Source organism: Hoeflea sp. BAL378, assembly GCF_000759435.1.
Taxonomy (GTDB): domain Bacteria; phylum Pseudomonadota; class Alphaproteobacteria; order Rhizobiales; family Rhizobiaceae; genus Hoeflea.
In genome coordinates this window covers 103263-129443 of sequence record NZ_JRJG01000001.1, presented here as the reverse complement: position 1 = coordinate 129443, position 26181 = coordinate 103263, and the positions used below count along the sequence as shown (strand labels likewise).

The following is a 26181-nucleotide window of genomic DNA, read 5'->3' as shown; positions in this document are numbered from 1 at the left end:
AACGGGTAAGGAGGGGCGGAGCGGGATCGGGAGCCGACCCGCACCCGCCCGGCGCCACAGTCCCCGGCCCTATTTCAGGCCCATGCAGCTCGCATAGTAGCTCACCGTCGCCGGCCAGTCGGAGAACATCCCGACGATGCCCACCTCCTGCGCCAGCACGTCGAGCACCTCGTACATCTGCCCGTCATTGTCGATCACGTCGCTGACCGACTGGTAATACCAGCCGCCGCCGCTGTTGAGCGGACCGGCGCGCTCGAAGGACCAGGAGATGATGTTGAGCCCCGCCTTCTTCGCCGCGACCGCATAGGGCGACGGGACGATCTTTCCGTCGGCCACGGTCAGCAGCATCCAGATCGGCGGCGCGATGTACCTGACGCCTTGGTCGGCCAGTTCCTGCATAGTGGGCTTCAGGGTCTCGGGCTTCAGCGGATCGAAACCCTCGGTGCTGTCGCGTCCATCGAGATAGACCGCCTGCTTGCCGAATTCCGGCTCGTTCTCGGTCCAGTAGAGCACGTCGTCGAGATTGAAGGATTGCGGCCACACGTCGGAGGCCGGAATGCCGGCCGCCTTGTACTCGTCGATCATCTTCTGCGCGTAATCGGCCTGGGTGAACCCGTCGAAGGGCATCTCGACCGACGGCGATTTCAGCTCGGGCGTGAACTTGCCGCCAAGCGAGGCGATCAGCGCGATCGATTCGGCATGGGTCATCACCGTGCCGCCGGCCGCGGCATAGAGGTCGGTGCGGAACCCGGCGGTGCCGTTCATGTAGTCCTCCGCGGTCTCGGCGCTGGGGTCGCTCGCGTCCATCTTGCCGTTGAGCGTCCTGAATTCGGCGAGCGTGATGTCGGAGGTGCGGCATTCCGCCGAGGCCTTGCCGCCCTTGGCCGGCGTGAAGCCTTGCGTGCATGTGCCGGCGAGATCGGTGCCCAGAATGTCGGTCGTGGTGTGCAGGTCGTTCTGGGCATGACGGCAGACCAGTTCCTTGCCGCTGGTGAACGTGACGTCACACTCGATGATGCCGGCGCCCATCTTGGCCGCCGCCCTGTAGGATTCGCGCGTGTGCTCTGGAAACTGCAGCGGCGCACCGCGATGACCGATCGAGAACAGGGTCTTTTTCACGGGATCGCCGGCGCAGGACAGGAGTTTTTCCTTGAGTGCCCCATCCGCCATCTTGTCGATCAGGAAGGCCGGGCGCGGCCCGACCTCGATGTCGCTGGCAAGAGCGGCGCCAAGCGGTGCGGCCCACAGTGCGGCGCCAAGAACGCAGGATCTCAAAAGCATCAGCCATCTCCTTGTTGGTTGGAGAGACAGCTAACCCCCTTCGCGTAACACCCGCGTGTCACCGGCATGAATTTTCTGCAGCACTGCGGAGAAGGGCTTCCGCCGACGCCGTCGGTCAGGTCCCGCAATAGGTGGTGTAGGGTCCGAAATCCGTGGGCGCGCCAAGCGCGAAGACCTCGAGGCCAGGTCGCTCGGTGAAGGGATCGGCAAGCACGCCGACCAGGCGCTCGAACGGCGCCAGGTCGCCGCTTGTCGCCGATTGCAGCGCCGCCTCGACCATGTGGTTGCGCGGGATATAGACCGGATTGACCCGGTCCATCGCCGCCGCCCGGTCGCCGGCCTGGCCGGTCTCCAAAGCCAGCCGCGCCCGGTAGCGCTCGAGCCAGGGCGCGATCGCGGCGGGATCGGCAAACTCGGCGCGCAGCCTGTCCGCATCGCCCGAGGCCATCGCCGAGAGGCTGCGGAATGTCCGGGTGAAATCGGCCGCCTGCGCTGCCATGGCCGCGAGCAGCGCCTCGCCCAGCTCCCGGTCGCCGTCTTCGGCACGGGCAAGCCCAAGCTTGGCGCGCAGGCCCTTGAGCCAGGCGCGCTCATAGGCGAGCGGAAAGAAGTTGATGACCTCGCTCGCGCGGGCCACGGCGTCGTCGCTGTCGTCCGGGTTGATCAGGTCGAGCAGCGTTTCGGCCAGCCGCGCCAGGTTCCACTGGGCGATCTTCGGCTGGTTGCCATAGGCGTAGCGGCCGTGGCTGTCGATGGAGCTGAACACGGCGGCCGGATCGTAGCCGTCGATGAAGGCGCAGGGGCCGTAATCGATGGTCTCGCCGGAAATCGTCATGTTGTCGGTGTTCATCACCCCGTGCACGAAGCCCAGATGCATCCAGGACGCGATCAGCGCCGCCTGGCGGTCGCGCACCGCGGCGAGGAGACCTAGATAGCGGTCGGGCCGGCCTTCGAGCTGCGGATAGTGCCGGGCAATCGCATAGTCCGCCAATTGCCGCAGCCGATCAGTCTCGCCGCGGGCGGCGAAGAACTGGAAGGTGCCCACGCGCAGATGGCTCGACGCCACCCGCGCCAGCACCGCGCCGGGCTCGGGCCCCTGCTGGCGCAGGATCTTCTCACCGGTCGTCACTGCGGCCAGGGCCCGCGTGGTGGGCACGCCGAGCGCATGCATGGCTTCGCCGATGATGTATTCGCGCAGCACCGGACCCAGCACCGCCTTGCCGTCGCCGCCGCGCGAAAACGGCGTCCGGCCGGATCCCTTGAGATGGATGTCGCGCCGCTGTCCGTGCGTGTCGATCACCTCGCCCAGGAGAAGCGCCCTGCCGTCGCCCAGTTGCGGCGAGAAGCCGCCGAACTGGTGCCCGGCATAGGCCATCGCCAGTTGCGCGGCCCCTTCGGGCGCGGTGTGACCGGCAAAGATCGCCGCACCCTCGTCGCTGTCGAGCGCCACCGGGTCGAGCCCCAGTTCCTGCGCGAGCGCGGCGTTGAAGCGGATCATCTTCGGCGCGGGCACCTCGGCGCCCTTCCACGGCACGTAGAACCCCTCGAGCTCGCGGGCGTAGGAATTGTCGAAGGCGAAGTGCGCGATCGTCATGGGGGAACTCCTCTCGCTTGGTCGCTGTCCCTGCCCGACGATGGGCAGCCGGCGAGAACCACGGGTCCGACCGGCCGCCATTCGTCGGGCGGACAGGCGCAGCCTGCTATTCGGCGGCGTCGCGCTTGGGCAGCACCCAGTCGGGCCTAACGAAATGGCAGGTGTAGCCATTGGGGATCCGCTCGAGATAATCCTGGTGCTCGGGTTCGCCTTCCCAGAAATCGCCCGCGGGCTCGACCTCGGTCACCACCTTGCCCGGCCACAGCCCGGAGGCGTCGACATCGGCGATGGTGTCGAGCGCGATCCGCCGCTGCTCGTCATCGGTGTAGTAGATCGCCGAGCGGTAGGACAGGCCGCGGTCGTTGCCCTGCCGGTTGGGCGTGGTGGGATCGTGGATCTGGAAGAAGAACTCGAGCAACTGCCGGTAGCTGATGCGGGCCGGATCGAAGATGATCTCGATGCCTTCGGCATGGGTGCCGTGGTTGCGGTAGGTGGCGTTCTTCACGTCACCGCCGGTGTAGCCGACGCGGGTGTCCTCGACGCCCGGCATCCTGCGGATCAGGTCCTGCATGCCCCAGAAACATCCGCCGGCCAGAACTGCGCGCTCGCTCATCTAGATATCCTCCACCTGGTCAAGATAATCGCCATAGCCCTCAGTCACCATGTCGGCTTTGGGCACGAACCGCAAGGATGCGGAATTGATGCAGTATCTGAGCCCGCCGCGGTCCTGCGGCCCGTCCGGGAACACGTGGCCGAGATGGCTGTCGCCATGCCTGGAGCGGACTTCGGTGCGCACCATGCCGTGGCTCACGTCGCGAAGTTCCGCCACATGCGCGGGCTCGATCGGCTTGGTGAAGCTCGGCCAGCCGCAGCCGCTCTCGAACTTGTCGGAGGAGGCAAACAGCGGCTCGCCCGAGACGATGTCGACATAAATGCCTACCGCCTTGTTGTCATTGTATTCGCCGGTGAACGGCCGCTCGGTGCCGTTCTGCTGGGTCACCCGGAACTGTTCGGGCGTGAGCTTCGCGATGGCGTCGTCGGTCCGGGCAAAGGTCTTGGTCATGCCGTGGCTCCCTTGAGGGTTGTCGTGTCTGAGTGTGAGATGGGCCACAGCGGTCCGGTTTTCAATCGCAGCGATCGTTTCCGGTCGGGAAATGGACGTCACGAAATCTCAACTTGCGGTGAGAAGCGGCTGAAACGGCTCAATATTCGCGTTCGAAGAAGATGCCGCCCTTGGTTTCGCCGCTGGAGCCGGCCTCGCCGCGCAGCTTGATGCCCTTGCCGATGTCGAGATCGATCCGGGCCTTGCCGTCGCCGGCCGAGCCGCCGCTCTCGAGGCCGAGATAGGTCCGGTCGTTGAGATATTTGCCGACGCCGAGCGACGTGTCGCCGGTCTCCTCGTCGGTGCGCACGTCGATGTCGTCGACGCCGGTGGCGCGGCGAAGCTGCTCCACCAGCCCGCCGCCCTTGACCGCGCCGGTCAACTGGCCGACGGCCTCGGCGAGCTGGGCGATCTGCAGCGGCGACAGGCTGCTCATCGAGCGGCCGAACACCAACTGCGCCAGCACTTCGTCCTCCGGCAGTTCAGGGCTGGAGCTGAAACTGAAGTCCGGCGAATCGGCGGGACCGGTCACCCGCACCGTGACCGTCGTCGACCCCGAGCGGCTCGTCGCCGCCAGATTGAGGATCGGCACCACGGAGCCGGCGAAACCCAGGGAGCCGCTGTCGAAATTCAGCCTCTGGCCGAGAATGCTGAGCCGGCCGCGTCTGAGGTCGAACCCGCCCGCGGCGACCGGCGCGCCGGTGGTGCCGGTCAGCCGCACCGATCCGCCAAGCTCCACATCCATGCCCCTGCCACGGACGAACAGACGGCCCGCCCGCACCTCGACATCGAGCGCCAGGCCCGCCGACGAGCCGCCGGCGCTGCCGCCCGACAGGCGCTCGGCCTGGGACCGGACCTGCGCCGAGGCATTCTCGTGCGTCACGTTCAATTGCGAGATCGAGCTCGGGAGCGTGTCGGGAACGGTGATCGTGGTCTCATCCAGCGCCACGGTGCCGGACAGCTTGGGGGCGTTCGTCAGCGGACCGGTGAGCGCCAGATCGGCGTCGAAGCGCGTCGCCACGGTCTTGCCGTCGGCATAGCGGCCGCGCTCGACCTTGAGCTGCAGATCGGCCGGAAAACTGGCGGAGGCGTCAAGCCCGACGGTGCCCGAACCGGTGATCCGCCCGCCCGAGGACAATTCGCCCGAAAGCGACCGGATGTTGGCCTGGTCCGGCGAGAGCCCGATCTCGGCGCTCAGGCCGGTGATGGCGATGCCCGAGCGGGCATCGACCAGCCGCGCGTCCGAGGTCCGCACCGTGCCTGAAATCCGCACCCCGCCCAGCGTGCCGCCGATGTCCATGTCGATCTGCGCCGCGCCGGTCAGTCCCAGCCCCTGCCGGGCCAGCGGCGCGGACAGAAGCGAGAACGGCGCGGTGCCGTTGACGGTGGCGGAGATCGAACGCGCGCCGCCGGTGTCGAGCCCGCCCGCGGCGGTGAAGGCCAACCCGCCGCCATTGGCGCGCGCGTCAAAGCGCAGCCGTCCGCCGGTGAGCCCGCCGGTGGCCGTGATCGACAGCGGCACGTCGGCCACCGCGGAGGCCGCGGCGGCGCGGACGGCGCTGGCGTTGAGATCATAGCTGACGACCGGAGCCGACCCCGTGCCGCGGACCCTCACCTGGCCCGAGACCGAACCCGAGAGCCCGGCGCCCGGCGCCAGCGCATTGACCGCCGTGAGCGGCAGGTTCGAGATCGCCAGGTCGATGTTGAGCGCCTCGCCGGCCGTGCCCGACACCGCCACCGTGCCGCCGCCGGGCGAGATCGTCAGTTGCTCGATGCGCGCCGTGCCGTCCTTGACCACAACCCGCGCCGGCTCGGTCAGGACGATGGCGAGGCCCTCATAGGACGTGCGGCCGGTTTCGACCTCGAGCTCGATGCCCGCATCGCCCTGGCGCACCCGCGCCTCGATCACGACGGGAAATCCGGCGGCCTGGGCCTTGCCCTCGATCACGGTCCAGCCCTGGGCCTGCGAGAAGGTGGCCGCGAGGCCGGAGACATCGGTGGTGCCGGCGCTCAGCGCCGCCACGTCCAGCTTTCCCTCGGGCTTTGGCGTCCCCAGCAGGTCGGCGATGGTCGCCGTCAGCCGGGCGTCGCGGAGCGAGAAGCCCGCGTCGGTGATTTCGGGAAATCCGAGCGCGATGTCGGCGACCGACCGGCCGTCCACCACCTCGAACTTGATCGTCCCGCCGCCGCTGCCCTTGACGGTCTGCAGCGCCAGCGCCGACAGCGAACCCAGATCCTTGATGTCGAGCTCGATCGCGCCCGTCGGCCGGTAGGCCTCGTCGAGCACCAGGGTGCCCGAAATCAGATTGTCCGCCACCTCGAGTCTCAACGGATCGATCCTCACCGCGCCATCGGCCTGCGCCACCACGACGCTGCCCTTGATGGGGCGCCCCTCCAGCGTTCCGGTGAGGCCGATATTCGCCTGTGGTGCGGCCGGATCGGCCACGCCGCTGGCCTCGAGCACCAGATCCGAGAGATCGCGGCCCTCCACGCTCAGCGACTGTCCGGTGATCCGCGCCTCGAAGGCCGGCGCCGCGCTTCTCCCGGAGACGGTCGCCGCGAGAGCGAGGCCGCCGGAGACGGCCTCGTTCACGCCCGCGAGCCGCGACAGGCTGGCCTCGATGTCGCCGGCGATCTCGCCGGCACCCGAAAGCGCCACGCCGCCCGAGGCGGTGGCGTATTCTGAGGCGAGCTGGAAATCCCTGACCGCAAGCGCGCCGGCCTCGTCGAGCGAGACTTCCCCGGCAAAGCGCGCGTCGGGCCCCAGGATCCCGGGCGCCTGGTCGGACAGCACCGCCGTGCGGACCGTGCCGGCGAGACGCGCCTGCAAGGCGCCCGCGGCATCGTAGGACACGCCCTCGACGGCCATCTCGGCCACGCCCGTCTTGACATCGATCCGGTTGCTGGCGATCGCGCCGTCTTCGCCGAGCGCGACGTCTCCCGACAGGGTGACCCCGCCGGCCACGGCGCGCGCGACAATGTCGTTGCTGGATCCCACCGCGCCGATCTTCAAGGATAGCGTCCCGGCGCCGCTGCGGGTCGCGAGCGAAAATTGCTTGAAATCGGCGACCGCGGTGACCGCATCGGCGCTGTAGCCGGAGCCCGCCACCCGGTCCGTCGCGACCTCGACAGTGACGGCGGCTTCCTCGGCGCTGCCGGTGACGCGGATGTCGGCTGCGGGAACGGCGAGACTGACGCGCGAGGCGCCCTCGCCGAAGCTCAGGTCGCCGGCGCCGGGCTGCGGCGCCACCGACAAAGTCAGATCCACCTCGCCTTCCCGCGCCACGCGTCCGCGCCCCTGGGCGCTCAGTCGCGCGGAGGAGAAGGTGAAGACGTCGATGACCGCGCCGGTGCGCTCCGGCTCGATCAGCCCCTCGAGCAGCAGCTCGCTGCGCCCGGCGACGATCTGGCTCAGCGACGGCGGCAGGAACCGTTCGAACAGGCCGCTGGCCTCGATCGACACCGCCTCGCCCGCTTCGCCCGCGGTCATCCGCACGGTCGCTTCCGCCACGATCTCGTCGTCGATCAGGCCGTTGGCGTTGAGCTGCCAGTCGGTGAGCGACCCCTGCGACGTGGCGGTCAGGCTGATGGCGTCGTCGGGCGACAGTCCCAGCAGATTGGCCATGACGCCGCCCGCGGGTTCGCTCAGCTTGGCCGAGACGTTGAACAGGTCCTCCGCCTCCTGATAGTCGGCATCGAGCGTCAGCTCGCCGCCGACGCCGTCGGTGCGCTGCACCACCAGGTCGGCAAGCACGGTGGAGAGCGACCCATCGACCTGGGCGCTGCCCCTCGCCTCGAACCGCGCGATCCGCCCCGCCACCGGCTCGCCCACAACGATGTCGGCGGCTTCGAACCGCTTGATGTCGAAGGCCAGCGGCAGCATCACCGCGCCGCCTTCGGCCGGGTCCTCGCCCGGCGCCGGCAGGCGCGCCAATTCCACCCGGTCGATGGTCAGGCTGTCGACTTCGAACGCGGCGCTCACCAGCGCCAGCGGCGACCAGTCGATGTGAATGCCCTTGAGCAGCAGCCAGGGCTCGCCGGCGGCGTCGGTGAGCATCACATGGCCGATCCGCGTCGAGCCCGACAAGAGCCCATCGATGCGGTCGATCTCCACGCTCTGTCCGGGACTGGACCCAAGCCGGTTGAGCGTCAGCGCGATCATCCGTCCCCCGGGCGTGGTCGCGAACACGACCACCAGCAGGGCGATAACGACGAGAATCAGGATGGCGATCCAGCGCAGCACGCGCCAGAGCATGCCCGGACGGGATTTGGCTTTTTTCTCAGCGGCCATGTCAGAACGCCTGCCCGATCCCGGCATAAATTCCATAGTCGGGATCCAGGGGACCCTTGTTCAACGGCACCGCGACATCGATGCGCAGCGGGCCGAACGGGGTCCGGTAACGAAGGCCAAGGCCGGCGCCGGCCTTGAATTCGGAGCCGGAGAAATCCTCGTTGGCGGAAACCAGGCCCACATCGACGAACGGCACCAGGCCGATCGTCTCGGTGATGCCGATGCGCAGCTCCGCCGAGGCTTCAAGCAGCGACCGGCCGCCGGTCGGATTTCCCAGAGCGTTGACCGGGCCGATGTCCTGGTAGCCGTAGCCGCGCACCGAGCCGCCGCCGCCGGCGTAGAACCGCCGGTTTGCCGGGATCTGGGCCAGGTCGGCGCCATAGATCGACCCGGCGGCGAGCCGTCCGGCGGCGACGAAGCGCTTTTCGGCGTCAAGCGCGCGGTAGGCGGAGGCTTCGGCGCGCAGCTTGACGAAGGTCGCGCCCGCATTGATCTCATGCGCGGGCTCGACCAGCAGCGCCAGCCGCGTGCCCGTCGTCGGGTTGAGCTCGTTGTCGCGCGTGTCGCGGACATATTCGAGCGGCAGCGCGACGGTGATGGTCTCAAGATCGACGTTGAAACTGTCGGTGAGCTCGGCATATTCGACATCGATGCCGGCGGAGACGGTCTGCGTCTCGGTGAGCTCATAAGTGATGCCCACGGCGCCCTCGACCGAGAACCTGCGGAAGGCGTCGGGATTCTCCTGCTCGACCTCGAGCCGCGAGGTGAATTTGGAGGCGGGCCCGAGCACGCCGGGCTTTTCGAACAGCACCGCACCGCGATAGGTCAGGTCCTTGGTCTCGCTGGTCGCGCCCAGCCTGCTCACCGATCCCTCGATGCGCAGTTTCTCGGCGTGGCCGAACAGGTTGCGGTGGCCCCAATAGGCCTCCAGCCCGCCGCCGTCGGTCGACGAATAGGTGGCGCCCGCGCCGAGATAGCGATGCTTGCGTTCCGACACGGTCACCTGCACCGGCACCGCGCCATCGGCCGACAGGCTGTCGGCGCCGCGCACGGTGACGCTCGAGAACACCTCAAGCGCCCGCAGGCGCTTTTCCGCCGCGGCAAGGTCTTCCGGATCATAGCGCTCGCCTTCGGGGATGCCGGTCATCCGGGCGATGAAGGCGGAATCGACGCTTTCGGCGCCCTCGACCGACGTCGACCCGAAGGGCGCGACCGGCCCGGCGTCGAGCAACAGCGCCACGTCGAGCACACCGCGGGCATGGTCGGCCACGACATCGCGGCCGGAGACCTGGGCAAGCGGATGGCCGGCCTTTTCGAGTTCGCGGACCAGGGCGGTCTCGGCGTCGAGAATCACGGTCGAGCGGGCGATTTCGCCCGTCACCAGCCCCTGCTCCCGGGCGGCATAGGCCTGGCCGTCGGCGTCGCGGATGACGATGTCGCCGAAGCGGAACTGCTTGCCCGGCGCCACCAGGATCCGCACCGGCACGGGTTCGGCGCCCGACAGGTCCGCATCGGGCGGCAGATCGGCCAGCGGCCGTCCGTTGAGCAGGATCCGCACCTCGCCGGCATAGCGGGCGTTCTCGTAGAGCGCCGCCACCAGTTGTTCGAAATCCCCATTTGCCCGCTGGATGAGGCCGATCGAGCCCGGCACCGGGTCCTCCGCGCCGCGCATCAGTTGCGACGCAGCGACAAGCTGTTCACGCAACGCGCCGTCCGGATCGGCGCCCTCCACCTCGAGCGTGACCGTGTAGGCGAGCGGATCGACGATTTCGATCGCCGCCGGCTCATCTTCCTCGAACAGCTTCAATCCGAAGATCTCGAAAGCGCCGGCCGGAGCGGAAACCACGATCCCCGCCAGACCGATGCACAGGACAGCCGGAAGGCTGCGCAGCCAAAAGAGGCCGCGCGCTCTGGAGGTCATGTCCCGCGCGTCTTTCATCATCACCAATCTAGCAGGTCGCGGTGAACGCTTCCTGAACACATGTTAACCCGTCTCAACGCCGTGGCGAGGACCATGTTCCCTTATATAGGGGATTGGCGCGATTTATACCCCTTGGCGCTCAACCGCGGCCGAAGAAATCGGCCTTGCCCAGAGGCACGCCGTTGTGCCTGAGGATCGCGTAGGCGGCCGTCATGTGGAAATAGAAGTTCGGGACCGAATAGCCCTGCAGATACTGGACGCCGGAAAACGTCATCTCCTGCGGGCCGACCTTGATCGTGATCGGGCGGTCCTCCGCCCCCTCGAAACCGGCCTCTGGCACGCTCTGGATGAAGTCGCGCACCTTGGCGATGCGGCCCTGCAGTTCCGCGAAGGTTTCCTCCGTGTCGGGAAACGACGGCAGATCGACGCCGCCCAGCCGTGCGGCCGCGCCCTTGGCGTGGTCGGTGGCGATCTGCACCTGCCGCTTCAGGGTGAACATGTCGGGCGCCAGCCGGTCGTTGAGGAGGATCGCGGGGTCGATCTTGCGGTCGGCGGCCCAGGCTTCGGCCTTCGTCAGCACTTTGCCGAGATTGTTGAGCATGGCGGCATAGAACGGCACTGACATGGCGTGCAGGGAAACTGTCATCGGATCCTCCGGTTGGCGTCACAGGAAGCAATTTCCCGTCGAGGCCTATGTGGAACGCCGATCACCCGGACACAAGCGGCATCCCCGTGCGGGATGAAATATTCTTTGTTGGCGATGTCGCATTTGCCTCTTGTGCCGCAGGGGCCGATTTCGCAATCTGCCGCGGAATTTCGAGCCTGGAGAGTGACAATGAAATCGCATGTGAGAGCCGTGGTCATCGGCGGCGGCGTTGTGGGGTGTTCCGTGCTGTATCATCTGGCCAAGGCCGGCTGGACCGACGTGATGCTGATCGAGCGCTCGGAACTGACCTCGGGCTCGTCCTGGCATGCCGCCGGCGGCTTTCACACGCTCAACGGTGACCCCAACGTTGCAAAACTGCAAGCCTATACCGTGAGCCTCTACCAGGAGCTCGAGGAGCTCTCCGGCCAGTCCTGCGGCCTGCATCTGACCGGCGGCGTGATGATGGCCGACAGCCCCGAGCGCATGGATTTCCTCCGCCTGGTGCACGCCAAGGGCCGCTATCTCGGCATGGAAACGGAACTCATCACCCCGTCCGAGGCCAAAGCCATGTTCCCGCTGATGGACGAGAGCAATTTCGTCGGCGCTCTCTGGGATCCGGTCGAAGGCCATCTCGATCCCTCCGGCACCACCCACGCCTATGCCAAGGCGGCCAGGAAGCTCGGCGCCGAGATCGTGCTCAGGAACCGCGTCATCGAACTGACCCAGGAGGCCGACGGCACCTGGAACGTCATCACCGAGCAGGGCACGGTCAAGGCCGACCACGTGGTCAATGCCGGCGGTCTCTGGGCGCGCGAAGTGGGCCGCATGGTCGGCCTCGAACTGCCGCTGCTCGCCATGGAGCACATGTATCTGCTGACCGAGGAAATGCCCGAGGTGCTGGAGTTCAACGCCAGGACCGGCCGCGAACTGGTGGGCGTCATCGACTTCAAGGGCGAGATTTATACCCGCCAGGAGCGCTCCGGCATCCTGCTCGGCACCTATGAGAAGGCCTGCAAGCCCTGGTCGCCAGTCAACACGCCCTGGGATTTCGGCCATGAACTGCTGGCGCCCGATCTCGACCGCATCGCGCCCTCGTTGGAAGTGGGCTTCCGCCATTTCCCGGCGATGGAGAACGCCGGCATCAAGCAGGTGATCAACGGCCCCTTCACCTTCGCCCCCGACGGCAATCCGCTGGTGGGTCCCGTGCCGGGGCTCACCAATTACTGGACCGCCTGTGCGGTGATGGCGGGCTTTTCCCAGGGCGGCGGCGTCGGCCTCGCGCTGTCGAACTGGATGGTGCATGGCGATCCGGGCGCCGACATCTGGGGCATGGATGTCGCCCGCTTCGGCGAATGGTCGACGCTGCGCTACACCAACGCCAAGGTGCGCGAGAACTATTCCCGCCGCTTCTCGATCCGCTTCCCCAACGAGGAACTGCCGGCCGCCCGCCCGCAGCAGACCACGCCGCTCTACGACGTCATGGTGCGCGACAACCACGCGGTGATGGGCGACAGTTGGGGGCTCGAGACGCCGCTCTGGTTCGCGCCCTCGGCGGAGGAAGCCCATGACGTGCTCTCGTTCCACCGCTCCAACGATTTCGAGCCTATCGGCAACGAGGTCCGCGCCACCCGCGAGCGCGTCGGCGTGACCGAGATCGCCAATTTCGCCAAGTACCGCGTCACCGGCCAGGGCGCGGAAGCCTGGCTGTCGCACCTGATGACCAACACCATGCCGAAGCAGGGCCGCATCGTGCTCACTCCGATGCTCAACGAGTTCGGCAAGCTGATCGGCGATTTCACCATCGCCAAGGCCGGCGACGAGGATTTCATGGTCTGGGGTTCGTCGGCGGCGCAGCGCTATCACATGCGCTGGTTTGAGAAGCACCTGCCGAAGGACGGATCGATCCGCGTCCACCGCTACGATCTGAGCCTCGTGGGTCTCTCCATCGCAGGCCCCCACGCCCGCGATGTGCTCGCCAAATTGACCGACGACGACGTGTCGAACGCCGCCTTCCGTTTCATGGATTTCCGCACCATGGATGTCGGCGGCGCGCCCTGCATGGTCAACCGCGTCACCTACACCGGCGACCTTGGCTACGAGATCTGGATGGAACCCTGCTACCAGCAGGCGATCTACCGCGCCATCAAGGCGGCGGGCGAGGAATTCGGCATCGTCGATTTCGGCATGCGGGCGCTCTTGTCGATGCGGCTCGAGAAGAATTTCCCGACCTGGTTCCGCGAATTGCGCCCGATCTACGGCCCCTATGAGGGCGGCATGGAGCGCTTCATCAAGCTTTCCAAGAACGACTTCATCGGCCGCGAGGCGGCTGCGAAGGAACACGCCGACGGCCCGAAGCTGATGCGCACCTCGTTCCTGGTCGATGCGCTCGACGCCGACGTGATGGGCGACGAGCCGGTCTGGGCGAAAATCGGCGACACCGATTACGGCACGGTGGAGCCGCCGCACGGCTACGGCGCGCCGCGCTTCGACGGTGACGGCACCGAGATCGCCAAGCCCGAAGGCGGTACCCTGCGCGACGGCGACTGGCGCGTCGTCGGCTGGATCACCTCGGGCGGCTACGCCCACACGATCGGAAGCTCGATGGCCCAGGGTTACATCCCCGCGGCGCTCGCGACCAATGGCGACGAGGGCCTGTTCGAGATCGAGATCATGGGCATCCGCCGCCCCGCACGGATCGCGCTCGAGGCGCCGTTCGATCCGATGGGCGAGAAGATGCGGGGGTAAGCGGCCGCAGATCGTTGTCGGCCTTGGCCTTTCAGGCGTCATTCTCGGCCTCTCCTACGTCATCCTCGGGCTTGTCCCGAGGATCTACAGAGTCCGCCCCGCGACAACCGAAGGCGTGCAGAACGACCTCCCGGTTGTCCGAAAGCCCGTTCACGGGTCAGGCACAGGAGATCCTCGGGACAAGCCCGAGGATGACGGCGGTGGGCGTGGATAGTGCGCGGGATCAGGACGTGGTTCAACAGAATGCGAAACACGTCAACCACCACCCACAAAAACGCCCGCAAAGTCATCGACTTGCGGGCATTTCAAGACTCAACTTGCAAACGGCCTGACTCAACCTCTGAGCCGAATCACGCAGTTCACTCAGCCCGCACCACCGCATTGCCGGCCTCGGCCAGGCGCGCGAGATCCGCGGGCTTGAGCTCGACCGATTCGCCGCAGCCGCAGGCGGACGTCTGGTTGGGGTTGTTGAAGACGAAGCCGGAGCGCAGCTTGGTGATCTCGTAGTCCATCTCGGTGCCGAGCAGGTAGAGAACGGCCTCGGGGGCCACGAACACGCTGGCGCCGTCGCGCTCGATGCGGTCGTCCTTGGGATTGACCTCGGTCGCGAGATCAATGGCGTATTCCATCCCGGCGCAGCCGCCCTTCTTGATGCTCACGCGGATGCCCGCAGCGCTGTCCGAGCTTTTCACGATCGTCTTGACCCGCTCGGCGGCAGCCGGCGTCAGTGTCATTACGGCAAAACCCATCACGGTCTCCTTCGGCAGAACGGGGTGAAGGCCCGCTGCTTCGTTCCATGAATGTAGTGTGGTTCGGTCAACTTAACAAGTTGCCAACGCGGGATCGGAGATCCAGCTTAGTACCAGCCGACCGCGACCTGTGCCTCTTCGCTCATCCGGTCGGGGGTCCAGGGCGGATCGAAGGTCATCGACACGTCGACGCCGGAAATGCCTTCCACGGTATTGACGGCGTTCTCCACCCAACCGGGCATTTCGCCGGCCACCGGGCAGCCCGGCGCGGTCAGCGTCATCTGGATCTTGACCATGCGGTCGTCCTCGATGTCGATCTTGTAGATCAGCCCGAGCTCGTAGATGTCGGCCGGGATTTCCGGGTCATAGACGGTCTTGAGCGCCGAGATGATGTCGTCGCTCAGCCGCGCCAGTTCCTCGCGCGGGATCGCCGAGACCTGCTCTTCGGCCGGGGCCGTTTCGGTGGTGGGTGCGTCGCTCATCGGCTTGGCTCCTTTTGGTCTGTCCGGGAACCGGGGGCGGTTTCCCATCGACAGGCATGAACAAATCTAGGCCCTCATGGACCTAGGAGAAAAACGCCCGCGCCTTGTCGAGTGCCTCCACCAGCACATCGATCTCCGCACGGGTATTGTAGAGCCCCATCGAGGCCCGGCAAGTGGAAGTGGCGCCGAACCGCTTGAGCAGCGGCTGGGCGCAATGGGTGCCCGCCCGCACCGCCACGCCGGAACGGTCGATCAGCATCGAGATGTCGTGGGCGTGGATGCCCTCGATCTCGAAGGCGAAGATCGCGCCTTTGCCCGGCGCCGTGCCGATCAGACGCAGCGCGTTGACGGCCGACAGCTTCTCGGTGGCGTAGGCGGCGAGGTCGGCCTCATGCGCGGCGATGCGGCCGCGGCCGAGCTTCTCCATGTAGTCGAGCGAGGCGCCGAGCCCGATCGCCTGCACGATCGGCGGGGTACCCGCCTCGAAGCGGTGCGGCGGATCATTGTAGGTGATCTCCTCCTCGCTCACGTCGACGATCATTTCGCCGCCGCCCATGAAAGGCTGCATCGACTTCAGCGCCTCGGTGGTGCCGTAGAGCACGCCGATGCCCGAAGGTCCGTAGAGCTTGTGGCCGGTCATCGCGTACCAGTCGCAGCCGATGTCCTGGACATCGACCGGCAGGTGAACCGCGGCCTGGCTGCCGTCGACCAACACCTTGACGCCGCGCTCGTGGGCGATGCGGCAGACTTCCTTGACGTCGACGACCGTGCCCAGCACGTTCGACATATGCGTGATCGCCACCAGCTTCGTACGGTCGGTGAGAGCGGCGCGGAAATCGTCGAGATCGAAATTGCCCTGGTCGTCGACGCCGACCCAGACAAGCTTCACGCCCTGGCGCTCGCGCAGGAAATGCCACGGCACGATGTTGGAGTGGTGCTCCATGATGGTGAGCACGATCTCGTCGCCCTCGCGCAAATGCGGCATGCCGTAGCCATAGGCCACCGTGTTGATCGCCTCGGTGGTGGATTTGGTGAAGACCACATTGTCGACCGACGGCGCGTTGAGGAAACGACTGACGATCGCGCGGGCGTTCTCGTAGGCGTCGGTGGCGGCGTTCGACAGGAAATGCAGGCCGCGGTGCACATTGGCGTATTCGTTGGAATAGGCGTGGGTGACCGCGTCGATCATCGCCTGCGGCTTCTGGGCCGAGGCGCCGTTGTCGAGATAGACCAGCGGCTTGCCATGCACCATGCGCGACAGGATCGGGAAATCCTTGCGCACGGCCTCGACGTCATAGGGGTGATTCATAATATCAGCCATGGTCGACAAGCCACTGTTCGATAAGCGCTTTCAACGTCTCGACCAGCTCCTCGTTCCCGAGCTCGTCGATCAGCTCATCGACGAAGCCGTTGACCAGCAGCGCGCGCGCGGTCTTCTCGGTGACGCCGCGGGCCATCAGGTAGAACAAATGGTTGCGGTCGATGTCGATCACCGTGGCGCCGTGGCCGCAGACCACGTCATCGGCGAAGATCTCGAGTTCGGGCTTGGCCGCGAACTCGCCCTCGTCGGACAGGAGCAGCGTGTTGCAGGCCATCTTGGCGTCGGTCTTCTGGGCTTGCTTGGCCACCTTGATCTGGCCCTGGAACACGCCGCGGGCGCGGTCGAGCACCACGTTGCGGACGATCTCCGAGGAGGTCGAGTTCGGCACGCCGTGGCCGAGCGTCAGCGTCACGTCGGTTTGGCTGTCGCCCGCAAGCAGATTGACGCAGCGCAGGTCGAAGTGAGCACCCTCGCCCGCCACGTCCACATGCACTTCCTGGCGCACGAGCTTGCCGCCGGCATTGATGACATGGAGCTTGAGCGTCGCGCCGGCGCCGAGCCGGGCCGAGATCTGCCCCAGATGCTGGTCCTTGGCGCCGTGGCCCTGCAGGATGACCCAGGTCACCTCCGCGCCTTCGCCGAGGTCGAGCGCGGAGATCGAGCTCGACAACCCGGCCTCGGCCGCGTCGCCGAGGTGCCGCTCGATCACGGTCGCCTTCGCCCGGGCGCCGAACTCGGCGATGAACCGGTTGTGCGCCTGCCCGCCCGCCTGGACCGACTGCAGCTCGATGATCTCGCCGATGGTCTTGTCCGCAGCAACCGAAAAGCTGTAGCCGTCGGAGACGAAGGCGCCGTTGAGCTGGCCGATCAGATCATCGGAGCCGCGCGCGGTGAGCGCCGGGGCGGCTTCGCCGGAGACCAGCAGGTCCATGAACGGGGCAAGCTCCACGCCCTCGGGTGCCGCGGGCATCGCCGCCTCGCCCTGCACCACCGGCCACACGACCGCGCCGCTGACCAGCGCATCCACCGGCTTGGCGCCGCCGGCCGGCTTGCCCGGAACCGTGCGCAGGAGATTGCGCAGGTCGGTGTAGTGCCAGCTTTCGATCCGCCGCGTCGGCAGGCCCGTGTCGGTGATGGCGCTCAGCAGGCGATCGCGCGCGAGCGTCACCTTGGCGTCGCCCGGCAACTGGCCCGCCATGCGGGCGTAGCTGTCGAGGAGCGCCTGTTCGGCTGCGGTGCGGGGCGGCTTGGTCTGCATGTTCATGCCTGTCTCTCCTGGCCTTGCGGCCCGTCTTTGCGGCGTCGGTTCAAGCGGCGGCCTCGATGATCTGGGTATAGCCGTTGGCTTCCAGGTCGAGCGCCAGGTCCTTGTTGCCGGATTTGATCACCTGCCCCTTGTAGAGCACGTGCACGCTGTCGGGCACGATGTATTCGAGCAGGCGCTGGTAGTGGGTGATGACGATGACCGCCCGGTCGGGCGAGCGAAGCGCGTTGACGCCATCGGAGACGATCTTGAGCGCGTCGATGTCGAGGCCGGAATCGGTCTCGTCGAGCACGCAGAGCTTTGGCGCCAGCAGCTTCATCTGCAGGATCTCGGCGCGCTTCTTCTCGCCGCCGGAGAAGCCGACATTGAGCGGGCGCTTGAGCATGTCGGGATCGATCTGCAGGCTGGCGGCGGCTTCCTTGACCAGCCGGATGAATTCCGGCGTCTTCAGCTCGTCCTCGCCCCGCGCCTTGCGCTGCTCGTTCATCGCCACCTTGAGGAACTGCATGGTGGCAACGCCCGGGATTTCCACCGGGTACTGGAAGGCGAGGAAGATGCCCTTGGCGGCGCGCTCGGACGGGTCGAGTTCCAGAATGCTCTCGCCATTGTAGAGGATGTCGCCCTCGGTGACCTCGTAGTCGTCGCGCCCCGCCAGGATGTAGGAGAGCGTCGACTTGCCCGAGCCGTTCGGCCCCATGATGGCGGCGACTTCTCCGGCCTTGACGGTCAGGTTGAGCCCGCGGATGATTTCCGTGCCGTCCTCGGCGATGCGGGCGTGAAGGTTCTTGATCTCAAGCATAATATACCTCTTTGCGGGACATGCCCCAGGTTCCGGCAGCGCCGCCAATGGCCAGAAGGCCGGCGATGATGCCGAGATTCTTCGAAAACAACTGGAACTGGATCGACGCGGCGTCGCCGTCGAGGCTCCAGAACCCATGCAGGATGCCGTTGACCACCGCCACATAGGCGATCAGGCCAAGGGCCGCCCACCGCACCAGGCGGTTGGCAATGAGCGCCAGGCCGCCCAGCAACTGGCACAGCGCCGCAAACCAGATCCACGGCAGCGGCCGGGCAAAGCCGGCGGCGCCCAGCATCTCGACCATCGTCGCGGTCGCCGTCAGCTTCAGCACCGCGGAGCCGGCGAAGAACACGCCGAAGCCGATCCGCGCCACCGCCAGCATGCCCGCGCCGGCGGCATCCCGGGCCACCGTCCCGGCAAATCCGGGCGCAGCGCTGGAGGCCGTGTCAGTCATCGTCGTTCTGCAGGCCCTGCAGCCGCCGCGCGATCGAGGCCAGTTCCATGCGCGCCTTGGTCAGTTCCCGGCTCAGCACCGCGTCGCTCGTGGTCGAGCCGCGCGAAATCGCCTCCAGGAGATCGTCGATCGACCCGCCCAGATCCTTGTACCGCTTCTTCAGCTTGTCGATCTCAGCCTTGGTTTCCTTGCCAACCATCACGACCGTTCCTTCTTTGCGCGCGTTTGTTGTCTCGCTTCGTCCATTCTCGGGCCCACCGCCGTCATCCTCGGGCCTGTCCCGAGGATCTACTGGCCCCTCGTTTGTCAACACCCTCGAAAGGGCAACCCCTGCGTCATTTCATCACCAACGCCCGATCCGCCGCCTTATGTAGATCCTCGGGACAGACCCGAGGATGACGTGGGGAGGGATCTCGGCCTCTCCACTTTCGATGCCCCAAGGCGCCCTCTGCCTCAGTTGTAATCGCTCCACAATCGTGTCCCCGGATGCGGCCGGTACTCATTGTCCATTTCGTCTATCCGCTCATAAAGGTCCAACCAGGTCGGATTGAAAGCCTCGATGAGATTGATTTTCCACTCTCTTCTGTACCGTTTCAGCGCCTTTTCTCTCTGGATGGCCAGAACGATATTGGGGTGTCGTTCAAACCAGACCAACTGCCTAAGATGGTATCTGGACGAAAACCCTTTCTGAACTTCGGTCCGGTGCTCCCATGCGCGACCATGCAGATCGCTGGTAACGCCGATGTAAATCACTCCGCGCGGCTTGTCCGACATCATGTAGACGAAGCCGGTCATTCCTGTCGTCCCTCACCTGCGGCAGATCCTCGGGACGAGCCCGGGGATCACATCGCGAGGGATTTGCGCGTCCCTTGTCATCTTCGAACCTCTCCAGTTCGTCATCCTAGGGCTTGTCCCGAGGATCTACTGGCCCCTCAATCGTCACCGTCCCAAGAGAAAGCCTTCCATCATCTATTCACCAATGCCCGATCCGCCACCTTCGGCAGATCCTCGGGACAAGCCCGAGGATGACGCGGGGCGAGATCCGAGCCAGCCATAGCCATCACCCCACGCTGCCTTCGAGCGAGATGCCGATCAGCTTCTGCGCCTCGACGGCGAATTCCATCGGCAGTTGCTGGATCACGTCCTTGACGAAACCGTTGACGATCAGCGCGATCGCCTCTTCCTCGGGGATGCCGCGGGCGAGACAGTAGAAAAGCTGGTCCTCGGAGATCTTCGACGTGGTCGCCTCGTGCTCGAACTGCGCGGTCGAGTTCTTGGCCTCGATATAGGGCACCGTGTGCGCGCCGCATTCGTTGCCGATCAGGAGCGAGTCGCACTGGGTGAAGTTGCGCGCATTCGTGGCCTTGCGGTGGGCCGAGACCTGGCCGCGATAGGTGTTGGACGAATGGCCGGCGGAAATGCCCTTGGAGATGATCCGGCTCGAGGTGTTCTTGCCGAGATGGATCATCTTGGTGCCGGAATCGATCTGCTGGTAGCCGTTCGACACCGCGATCGAGTAGAACTCGCCGCGGCTGTCGTCGCCGCGCAGGATGCAGGACGGGTATTTCCAGGTGATCGCCGAGCCGGTCTCGACCTGGGTCCAGGAAATCTTCGAGCGGTCGCCGCGGCAGTCGCCGCGCTTGGTGACGAAATTGTAGATCCCGCCCTTGCCGTCCTTGTCGCCCGGATACCAGTTCTGCACCGTCGAATACTTGATCTCGGCGTCGTCCATGGCGATCAGCTCGACCACGGCGGCGTGAAGCTGGTTCTCGTCGCGCTGCGGCGCGGTGCAGCCCTCGAGATAGGAGACGTAGGCGCCTTCCTCGGCGATGATCAACGTGCGTTCGAACTGGCCGGTGTTCTTCTCGTTGATGCGGAAATAGGTCGACAGCTCCATCGGGCAGCGCACGCCCTTGGGCACGTAGACGAAGGAGCCGTCGGTGAACACGGCGGCGTTGAGCGTGGCGTAGTAATTGTCGGTGACCGGCACCACGGTGCCCAGATATTTCTGCACCAGTTCCGGATGCTCGCGCATGGCTTCCGAGATCGACATGAAGATCACGCCGGCCTGGGCCAGTTCCTTCTTGAAGGTGGTGACGACAGAGACCGAATCGAACACCGCGTCGACGGCGATCTTGGAGGTCTGCACGCCGGCCAGGATCTCCTGCTCGCGCAGCGGAATGCCGAGCTTCTCGTAGACGCGCAGCAGTTCCGGGTCGACCTCGTCGATCGACTTCGGTCCGGCGCTGCTCTTCGGCGCGGAATAATAATGGATGTCCTGGAAGTCGATCTTCGGATAGTCGACGCGCGCCCAGGTGGGTTCTTCCATCTGCAGCCAGCGCTTGAACGCGTCGAGCCGCCATTCGAGCATCCAGCCGGGCTCGTTCTTCTTGGCCGAAATCATCCGGATCGTGTCTTCGGTGAGACCCTTCGGCGCCGTATCGCTTTCGATGACGGTCTCGAAGCCGTATTTGTATTGGTCAACGTCGATCTGACGGACCTGATCGATGGTCTCCTGCACAGCAGGCATGGCGCTCTCCAATCTCGCCGGGTCAAGGCCGGCAGCTTGTTAACGTCGTGTGGAACACCCGATGGGAGTTGCCTCACTATGTAGGACGTGAAGACGGTTCACGCCATGTCAATCACGAAAATTCCACATTTTCGCGAAGAGTTTTACGGTCGCGGCCTCATGCCGCGGCCTGATTTGCCCTGCGGGCGATCCGCCGGGCGTTGATGGTCCCGAACGCAGCCAGAAACCGGGCGACGTCGTCGGTCGTGTGTCCGCGGCCGAGACTGACCCGGATGGCGCCGAGGTCGGCGTCCGCGCCCATGGCCGCGAGCACGTGGCTGAGCCCGATCTTGCCCGACGAGCAGGCCGAGCCGGCCGACACCGCCATGCCCTCCATGTCGAAGGCGATCTGCGCGGTCTCGGCCTTGAGCCCCGGCAGCGAGAAGAAACTGGTGTTGGCGAGCCTGTCCGCGCCGGCGCCATGGATGATCACGTCGGGCGCCAGGTCGCGCAGGCCCGCTTCCAGGCGGTCGCGCAAGGCCCCGGTCGCCGTGATGCCGGCGAGAGCTGCCGCAGCCACCTCAGTCGCAGCCCCGAAACCGGCGATGCCGATGAGGTTCTCGGTGCCGCCGCGATGGCCCTTCTCCTGGCCGCCGCCGCGCAGCAGGGAAGCGGGCATCAGGGTCTCGCCGGCGCTGACCAGCGCGCCGATTCCCTTGGGTCCGCCCATCTTGTGGGCCGACAGGATGAGGAAATCAGCGCCGAGACCTTCAAGCGACAGGTCGAGCCTTCCTGCGCCCTGCACCGCGTCCACCACCATCAGCCCGTGATGGGTTTTGACGATGTCGGCCGCCGCGCGCACCGGCTGGATCACGCCGGTCTCGTTGTTGGCAAGCTGCAGCGCGAGCATTGCCTGCCCTGAAGAGGCATCGTGCCCGGCAAACGCCTGCTCGAGTGCAAGAAGATCAAGCCGGCCCTCGGCGTCGACCGGCAGCACGGTCACCTGGTCGGGCGAAAACCGGCCGCCCGACAGGATCGCCGGATGCTCGACCGCGCTCACGAACAGTCTCGAGATCCGGAGGGCCGCGCGGCCCATGCGGTAGTCGGGGGTGAGCAGATGATTGGCGGCCTCGGTGGCGCCCGACGAGAAGGTGACCTGCGCCGAAGGAACCTGACAGAGCCGGCCGACCGCCTCGCGCGCCCGTCCGATCACCGCCCGCGCCCGCCGGCCTTCCTCATGCACGGACGAGGGATTGCCCGGCAGCTCCATCGCGTCAAGCATCGCCGCCCGCGCTTCGTCAAGAAGCGGAGCCGTCGCGTTGTAGTCGAGATAGAGGCGCTCCTTCGCCATGCTGACCTTTACCCGCCAATCGCGCCGCCTTTTGCGGGGCAGCACGCATTTTTCTTGAATTTTCCGTGTCCGATGCCGTAAGACACACACACTTTCAGCGAACCCGCTGCAGTTTCGAACGATTCTAAACTAGGTTCTAGGGAGCCTCCTCGCCGCCGTCAAGGGCGCGGACGCGATATCCCCCTCGCCGGCCGGCCTCGCGACACTGAGCTGGAGGCGGCGAGAACCCAGCCCATGTATGGAGTATCAATGCCTGAAGTCATTTTCAACGGTCCCGCCGGACGCCTCGAAGGCCGCTACCAGCCGGGCAAGGAAAAGAACGCGCCGATCGCCATCGTGCTGCACCCGCACCCGCAATTCGGCGGCACGATGAACAACCAGATCGTCTACCAGCTTTTCTACATGTTCCAGCAGCGCGGCTTCACCACGCTCCGCTTCAACTTCCGCTCGATCGGCCGCAGCCAGGGCGAGTTCGACCATGGCGCAGGCGAGCTCTCCGATGCCGCAGGCGCCCTCGACTGGGTGCAGAGCCTGCATCCGGATTCAAAGAGCTGCTGGGTGGCGGGCTATTCCTTCGGCGCCTGGATCGGCATGCAGCTCTTGATGCGCCGCCCCGAGATCGAGGGCTTCTTCTCGATCGCGCCGCAGCCCAACACCTATGATTTCTCCTTCCTCGCTCCCTGCCCCTCCTCGGGCCTGATCATCCACGGCGACGCCGACCGCGTGGCGCCGGAAAAGGACGTCAACGGCCTGGTCGAGAAACTGAAGCTGCAGAAGGGCATCCTCATCACCCAGAAGACCCTGCCCGGCGCCAACCACTTCTTCACCGGCAAGGTCGACGAGCTGATGACCGAGTGCGAGGACTACCTCGACCGGCGGCTGGCCGGCGAACTGGTGCCGGAGACGGCGGCCAAGCGGCTGCGCTGAGGCTGCGATTAAGGCTGAATGAAGGAGGCATGGCGAGGGAACTTGCCGTGCCTTTTTTTACACCGTTATACTGAAAACAGTTGTACAACTTTTTGGGTCATATACTTTAAATAGGGGATCACAGAAATAACGAACGAGCGGATTTTGTTGGAGGAGCGTTGACCAAAAAAATTGTTCTCGGCGATGACCTGCCAAAAGATAATCCTTGGCAGCATGATCGGCTTAATCACGCCCCGTTTGCAGCGCGGATTGCCAAAGTGATCATCTCACTAAGAGCCCCTAATGGCTATGTAATCGGACTTCATGGCCATTGGGGGAGCGGCAAGTCAACGGTTATCAATTTCATACTCGCGCACATCAATAAGCATAATGCTGAGAACGAAAAAGATCAGGTAATAAATATCGACTTTCGCCCGTGGATTGTGTCCGGCCATCAGGACCTTATCATGGCGTTCTTCAAGATCATGTCGGAGCGACTTGGTCCGAAAGATAGCAAATGGGAGCGAATGCGGCGCCGGACCTTTAATTTTCTCCATGGAACGACGGACAATCTGGTTGATGCCGCCGCAACCGTCGCATTGAGTGTCGACCCGACCGGCGCAGCGGCGGGCTTCGGCGCGAATCTAACCAAGAAATCTGTGAACGCTCTTTTGGGGCAGTTTCTCGAAGACCCGTCGCTTCAGGCAGCGTATCAGAGCTTGAGAGAGCAACTCGGCCGGAGCGGCAAACGATTCCTAGTGACAATTGACGACATCGATCGCCTAGAAGACGAACACGTTCGCTCTATTATGCAGATGGTCAAAAGTATCGGTCAGTTGCCCAACGTGGTTTACCTTCTTTCATACGACCGCGACATCGTTTGGAACGCCTTGGACCAGGGAGCGATGCGGGCAGGGCCACGTTTCGCGGAGAAGATCGTTCAGCAAGAAATAGAGCTGCCGAGGCCGTCTCGGAATGCACTCCTCGCGATTCTCGACGAGGAGATTTTTTTCCTTACCGCAGACGCGCCAAACAGTACACGTTGGCAGTACCTCGTTCGAGACGGAGTAGGCAGGTGGATTAGGTCGCCGCGTGACGTGATCCGTCTCGCGAACGCCGTCAAGTTTTCGTGGCCAGCCATGGAAGGCGAAATTGACCCACAGGATCTACTAGCCATGGAGGGTCTGCGCTTATTCGATGCCGGTGCATTTTCTTGGATAAGAGACAATCGGGACTTCCTGTTCAACGAGGGACGCTTTGTGTTGTCGAGCGACGAAGTGAAACAAGACGCTGTCGATGGTCTGAAAAAGCGGTTATCAGCCGACATTAAGTCTCAGGTTCTACGCGTTCTTGCCGTTCTCTTTCCACAGGCAGGGAAGTGGTTTGAGGGTCGGGATTCTTTTGTTGAGGAAGCGCATGTCGAAACTGTGCGAAGAAGAGGTGTAGCTAGTGCCGACGGGTACGACACCTACTTTGGCCTATATCCTTCCACCGATGCGATCCCCAGAGCGGTCATCAACGATCTAATGGGCAAGTTGGAGAATGCTGACGATCTCGAGCGCATTATACGTAGCTACCTCGGGAGGACTAATAGCCGCGGCGAATTGATGATCGCAAAGCTCCTCGATGAACTCCGCATCAGGTTCCGAGCACCTCAGCCAGCCGAACCCAAGCAAGGACTCCTGGATGCGCTGTACAGGGTTGGCGAGGAAATCATCTCAATCGATCACGATGCTGGTACGTTCGAACTATCACACAGCGCGCAACTGAGGTTCCTAATTAGAAATATGCTAGAGCAATGGGGTTCTGAGGAAGCTGGCTACCATATGTTGGAGGCGTTCCAGAAATCCACATCGGTAATGTTCATGGCTGAGGAATTGACCGACCGCGGCCGCGAACTTAGGGTCTTTAAGTCGGCATCGAGCGAGGAACCGACAATAACCCTGGACGCCTTCAACAAGCTGGGAGAGGTGTTTTTGTCCAAGCTTTACGAAGCATTGACTGCGGGCACGCTCAGCGAGGCTACGTACTATTTCAACATTGTCCGGGTGTGGTCGTATCTGGCAGGCAATGATCAACCAAAAAAATGGCTAACCGAGGGAATGCTTAGAAGTGGTACGTTCATGGCTAAGGCTGCACGGGGCTTGGTGAGCTATAGCATCGGCACGAAAACTCGGAGATACACCATGCGCGATTACCCTGATGCGGACCTCTATGATCTGAATATACTCGTGGATGCGGGCCAAAAACACTTGAAATCTAGTGATCTGACAGATGACCAACGCAGCATTTTAAGCGCAATTGTCCGCGGTTCAAAGCAATTTAAGCAAGGACGTTCACCAGAGGCAGCAGACCTGGAGGCAGAGGGCGAATGACCTAGGGGAAAAGCGGTTCTTAACGAAGCACAGACACTAGGCTCTTGAAACGCACCTACCGCCCCCCCCCTAAACCTCCACAACCTCCACAACCTTCCCATCCACCAGCGTCACCCGCCGGTTCATCATGCTCGCCAGATCATGATTTGTGCGTCGCGATCACCGCCGACAGCCCCGATTGCCGCACCAGCGCGTCGAGCGCCTCGAACACGTAGCCGGCGGGTTCGCGGTCGAGGGTGCCGGTGGGTTCGGCGAGCAGGATCAGCGGCACGTTGGCGACCGCGCGGGCGATGGCCACGCCTTTATGCTCGCCCCTGCCCCTCTTCGATGCTGCCGTGAAGCACGGAGTCCAGCGCAGGCGCCCTCTCCGTCAATCCCGTGCGGCCGGTTT

The 26181-nt window shown here is 64.8% G+C and carries 20 protein-coding genes and 1 pseudogene; 3 read left to right on the top strand and 18 right to left on the bottom strand.

Annotated elements, in window-relative coordinates:
- Positions 1–69: 69 nt before the first annotated feature.
- From LL06_RS00610 to LL06_RS00580, 7 genes are all read right to left on the bottom strand, one after another.
- Positions 70–1281 (bottom strand): glycerophosphodiester phosphodiesterase family protein, encoded by a 1212-nt coding sequence (locus LL06_RS00610; RefSeq protein WP_035520991.1) that lies wholly within the window; start codon positions 1279–1281, stop codon positions 70–72.
- Between the two features lie 115 nt (positions 1282–1396).
- On the bottom strand, positions 1397–2875 hold the full coding sequence (locus tag LL06_RS00605; protein WP_035520989.1) for a YdiU family protein: 1479 nt from the start codon (positions 2873–2875) through the stop codon (positions 1397–1399).
- A gap of 106 nt (positions 2876–2981) precedes the next feature.
- A complete protein-coding gene (msrA, locus tag LL06_RS00600) occupies positions 2982–3488 on the bottom strand; it encodes a peptide-methionine (S)-S-oxide reductase MsrA (protein ID WP_035520987.1) in 507 nt (168 codons plus the stop codon).
- Complete coding sequence (gene msrB, locus LL06_RS00595) at positions 3489–3938, bottom strand: peptide-methionine (R)-S-oxide reductase MsrB (RefSeq protein WP_035520985.1); 450 nt, start codon at positions 3936–3938, stop codon at positions 3489–3491. It abuts the gene before it with no gap.
- Between the two features lie 139 nt (positions 3939–4077).
- Entirely contained in the window at positions 4078–8268 is a 4191-nt protein-coding gene (locus LL06_RS00590; protein WP_035520983.1) for a translocation/assembly module TamB domain-containing protein, read from the bottom strand.
- A 1-nt stretch (position 8269) separates the two neighbouring features.
- Positions 8270–10189: an autotransporter assembly complex family protein gene (locus tag LL06_RS00585; protein ID WP_035521030.1), complete on the bottom strand. Its 1920-nt coding sequence runs from the start codon at positions 10187–10189 to the stop codon at positions 8270–8272.
- Between the two features lie 139 nt (positions 10190–10328).
- Positions 10329–10835, bottom strand: a complete 507-nt coding sequence (locus LL06_RS00580; protein WP_035520981.1) for a DUF1993 domain-containing protein — start codon at positions 10833–10835, stop codon at positions 10329–10331.
- 189 nt (positions 10836–11024) lie between these two features.
- Here LL06_RS00580 and LL06_RS00575 point away from each other — a divergent pair, with 189 nt between their 5' ends.
- A complete protein-coding gene (locus tag LL06_RS00575) occupies positions 11025–13580 on the top strand; it encodes an FAD-dependent oxidoreductase (protein WP_035520979.1) in 2556 nt (851 codons plus the stop codon).
- A gap of 359 nt (positions 13581–13939) precedes the next feature.
- On the opposite strand, the gene sufA is transcribed toward LL06_RS00575, so the two are convergent.
- The 10 genes from sufA to LL06_RS00525 all read right to left on the bottom strand — a co-directional run bounded on the left by sufA (position 13940) and on the right by LL06_RS00525 (position 22509).
- Entirely contained in the window at positions 13940–14329 is a 390-nt protein-coding gene (gene sufA, locus LL06_RS00570) for a Fe-S cluster assembly scaffold SufA (RefSeq protein WP_035520977.1), read from the bottom strand.
- 107 nt (positions 14330–14436) lie between these two features.
- Positions 14437–14811 (bottom strand): SUF system Fe-S cluster assembly protein, encoded by a 375-nt coding sequence (locus LL06_RS00565; protein ID WP_035520974.1) that lies wholly within the window; start codon positions 14809–14811, stop codon positions 14437–14439.
- An 82-nt stretch (positions 14812–14893) separates the two neighbouring features.
- Entirely contained in the window at positions 14894–16132 is a 1239-nt protein-coding gene (locus tag LL06_RS00560) for a cysteine desulfurase (RefSeq protein ID WP_161784906.1), read from the bottom strand.
- Positions 16125–17396 (bottom strand): Fe-S cluster assembly protein SufD, encoded by a 1272-nt coding sequence (sufD, locus tag LL06_RS00555; RefSeq protein ID WP_035520971.1) that lies wholly within the window; start codon positions 17394–17396, stop codon positions 16125–16127. Before sufD ends, LL06_RS00560 begins: the two co-directional genes overlap by 8 nt.
- Before the next feature lie 43 nt (positions 17397–17439).
- Positions 17440–18195, bottom strand: coding sequence for a Fe-S cluster assembly ATPase SufC (gene sufC / locus LL06_RS00550; RefSeq protein WP_035520969.1), 756 nt, complete (start codon positions 18193–18195; stop codon positions 17440–17442).
- The gene (locus tag LL06_RS26205; protein WP_052161055.1) at positions 18188–18649 is read right to left on the bottom strand and encodes a DoxX family protein; all 462 of its coding nucleotides are present in this window, start codon (positions 18647–18649) and stop codon (positions 18188–18190) included. Before LL06_RS26205 ends, sufC begins: the two co-directional genes overlap by 8 nt.
- A complete protein-coding gene (locus tag LL06_RS00540) occupies positions 18642–18848 on the bottom strand; it encodes a hypothetical protein (RefSeq protein ID WP_035520967.1) in 207 nt (68 codons plus the stop codon). Before LL06_RS00540 ends, LL06_RS26205 begins: the two co-directional genes overlap by 8 nt.
- 254 nt (positions 18849–19102) lie before the next feature.
- Positions 19103–19444, bottom strand: coding sequence for a GIY-YIG nuclease family protein (locus LL06_RS00535; RefSeq protein ID WP_035520966.1), 342 nt, complete (start codon positions 19442–19444; stop codon positions 19103–19105).
- 265 nt (positions 19445–19709) lie between these two features.
- Positions 19710–21179: a Fe-S cluster assembly protein SufB gene (sufB, locus tag LL06_RS00530; RefSeq protein WP_035520964.1), complete on the bottom strand. Its 1470-nt coding sequence runs from the start codon at positions 21177–21179 to the stop codon at positions 19710–19712.
- A gap of 157 nt (positions 21180–21336) precedes the next feature.
- A complete protein-coding gene (locus LL06_RS00525) occupies positions 21337–22509 on the bottom strand; it encodes a cysteine desulfurase family protein (protein WP_035521026.1) in 1173 nt (390 codons plus the stop codon).
- Positions 22510–22758: 249 nt separating this feature from the next.
- On the opposite strand from LL06_RS00525, the gene LL06_RS00520 reads away from it, so the two are divergent.
- Positions 22759–23436 (top strand): alpha/beta hydrolase, encoded by a 678-nt coding sequence (locus LL06_RS00520; RefSeq protein ID WP_035520962.1) that lies wholly within the window; start codon positions 22759–22761, stop codon positions 23434–23436.
- A gap of 158 nt (positions 23437–23594) precedes the next feature.
- Positions 23595–25790, top strand: a complete 2196-nt coding sequence (locus LL06_RS00515; protein WP_161784905.1) for a P-loop NTPase fold protein — start codon at positions 23595–23597, stop codon at positions 25788–25790.
- 69 nt (positions 25791–25859) lie between these two features.
- Here LL06_RS00515 and LL06_RS00510 read toward each other — a convergent pair.
- Positions 25860–26103 (bottom strand): annotated as a pseudogene (locus LL06_RS00510) (ABC transporter); the annotation flags it as partial.
- Positions 26104–26181 lie beyond the last annotated feature (78 nt).

Excerpts from the sequence above, each read along its gene's own strand:
- LL06_RS00585 (WP_035521030.1), bottom strand. The coding sequence starts at position 10,189 with ATGACCTCCAGAGCGCGCGGCCTCTTTTGGCTGCGCAGCCTTCCGGCT.
- LL06_RS00610 (WP_035520991.1), bottom strand. The coding sequence starts at position 1,281 with ATGCTTTTGAGATCCTGCGTTCTTGGCGCCGCACTGTGGGCCGCACCG.
- LL06_RS00560 (WP_161784906.1), bottom strand. The coding sequence starts at position 16,132 with ATGGCTGATATTATGAATCACCCCTATGACGTCGAGGCCGTGCGCAAG.
- LL06_RS00565 (WP_035520974.1), bottom strand. The coding sequence starts at position 14,811 with ATGAGCGACGCACCCACCACCGAAACGGCCCCGGCCGAAGAGCAGGTC.
- LL06_RS26205 (WP_052161055.1), bottom strand. The coding sequence starts at position 18,649 with ATGACTGACACGGCCTCCAGCGCTGCGCCCGGATTTGCCGGGACGGTG.
- LL06_RS00605 (WP_035520989.1), bottom strand. The coding sequence starts at position 2,875 with ATGACGATCGCGCACTTCGCCTTCGACAATTCCTACGCCCGCGAGCTC.
- LL06_RS00540 (WP_035520967.1), bottom strand. The coding sequence starts at position 18,848 with ATGGTTGGCAAGGAAACCAAGGCTGAGATCGACAAGCTGAAGAAGCGG.
- LL06_RS00535 (WP_035520966.1), bottom strand. The coding sequence starts at position 19,444 with ATGACCGGCTTCGTCTACATGATGTCGGACAAGCCGCGCGGAGTGATT.
- sufD (WP_035520971.1), bottom strand. The coding sequence starts at position 17,396 with ATGAACATGCAGACCAAGCCGCCCCGCACCGCAGCCGAACAGGCGCTC.
- LL06_RS00580 (WP_035520981.1), bottom strand. The coding sequence starts at position 10,835 with ATGACAGTTTCCCTGCACGCCATGTCAGTGCCGTTCTATGCCGCCATG.
- sufB (WP_035520964.1), bottom strand. The coding sequence starts at position 21,179 with ATGCCTGCTGTGCAGGAGACCATCGATCAGGTCCGTCAGATCGACGTT.
- LL06_RS00520 (WP_035520962.1), top strand. The coding sequence starts at position 22,759 with ATGCCTGAAGTCATTTTCAACGGTCCCGCCGGACGCCTCGAAGGCCGC.
- sufA (WP_035520977.1), bottom strand. The coding sequence starts at position 14,329 with ATGGGTTTTGCCGTAATGACACTGACGCCGGCTGCCGCCGAGCGGGTC.
- msrA (WP_035520987.1), bottom strand. The coding sequence starts at position 3,488 with ATGAGCGAGCGCGCAGTTCTGGCCGGCGGATGTTTCTGGGGCATGCAG.
- msrB (WP_035520985.1), bottom strand. The coding sequence starts at position 3,938 with ATGACCAAGACCTTTGCCCGGACCGACGACGCCATCGCGAAGCTCACG.
- LL06_RS00575 (WP_035520979.1), top strand. The coding sequence starts at position 11,025 with ATGAAATCGCATGTGAGAGCCGTGGTCATCGGCGGCGGCGTTGTGGGG.
- LL06_RS00590 (WP_035520983.1), bottom strand. The coding sequence starts at position 8,268 with ATGGCCGCTGAGAAAAAAGCCAAATCCCGTCCGGGCATGCTCTGGCGC.
- LL06_RS00525 (WP_035521026.1), bottom strand. The coding sequence starts at position 22,509 with ATGGCGAAGGAGCGCCTCTATCTCGACTACAACGCGACGGCTCCGCTT.
- sufC (WP_035520969.1), bottom strand. The coding sequence starts at position 18,195 with ATGCTTGAGATCAAGAACCTTCACGCCCGCATCGCCGAGGACGGCACG.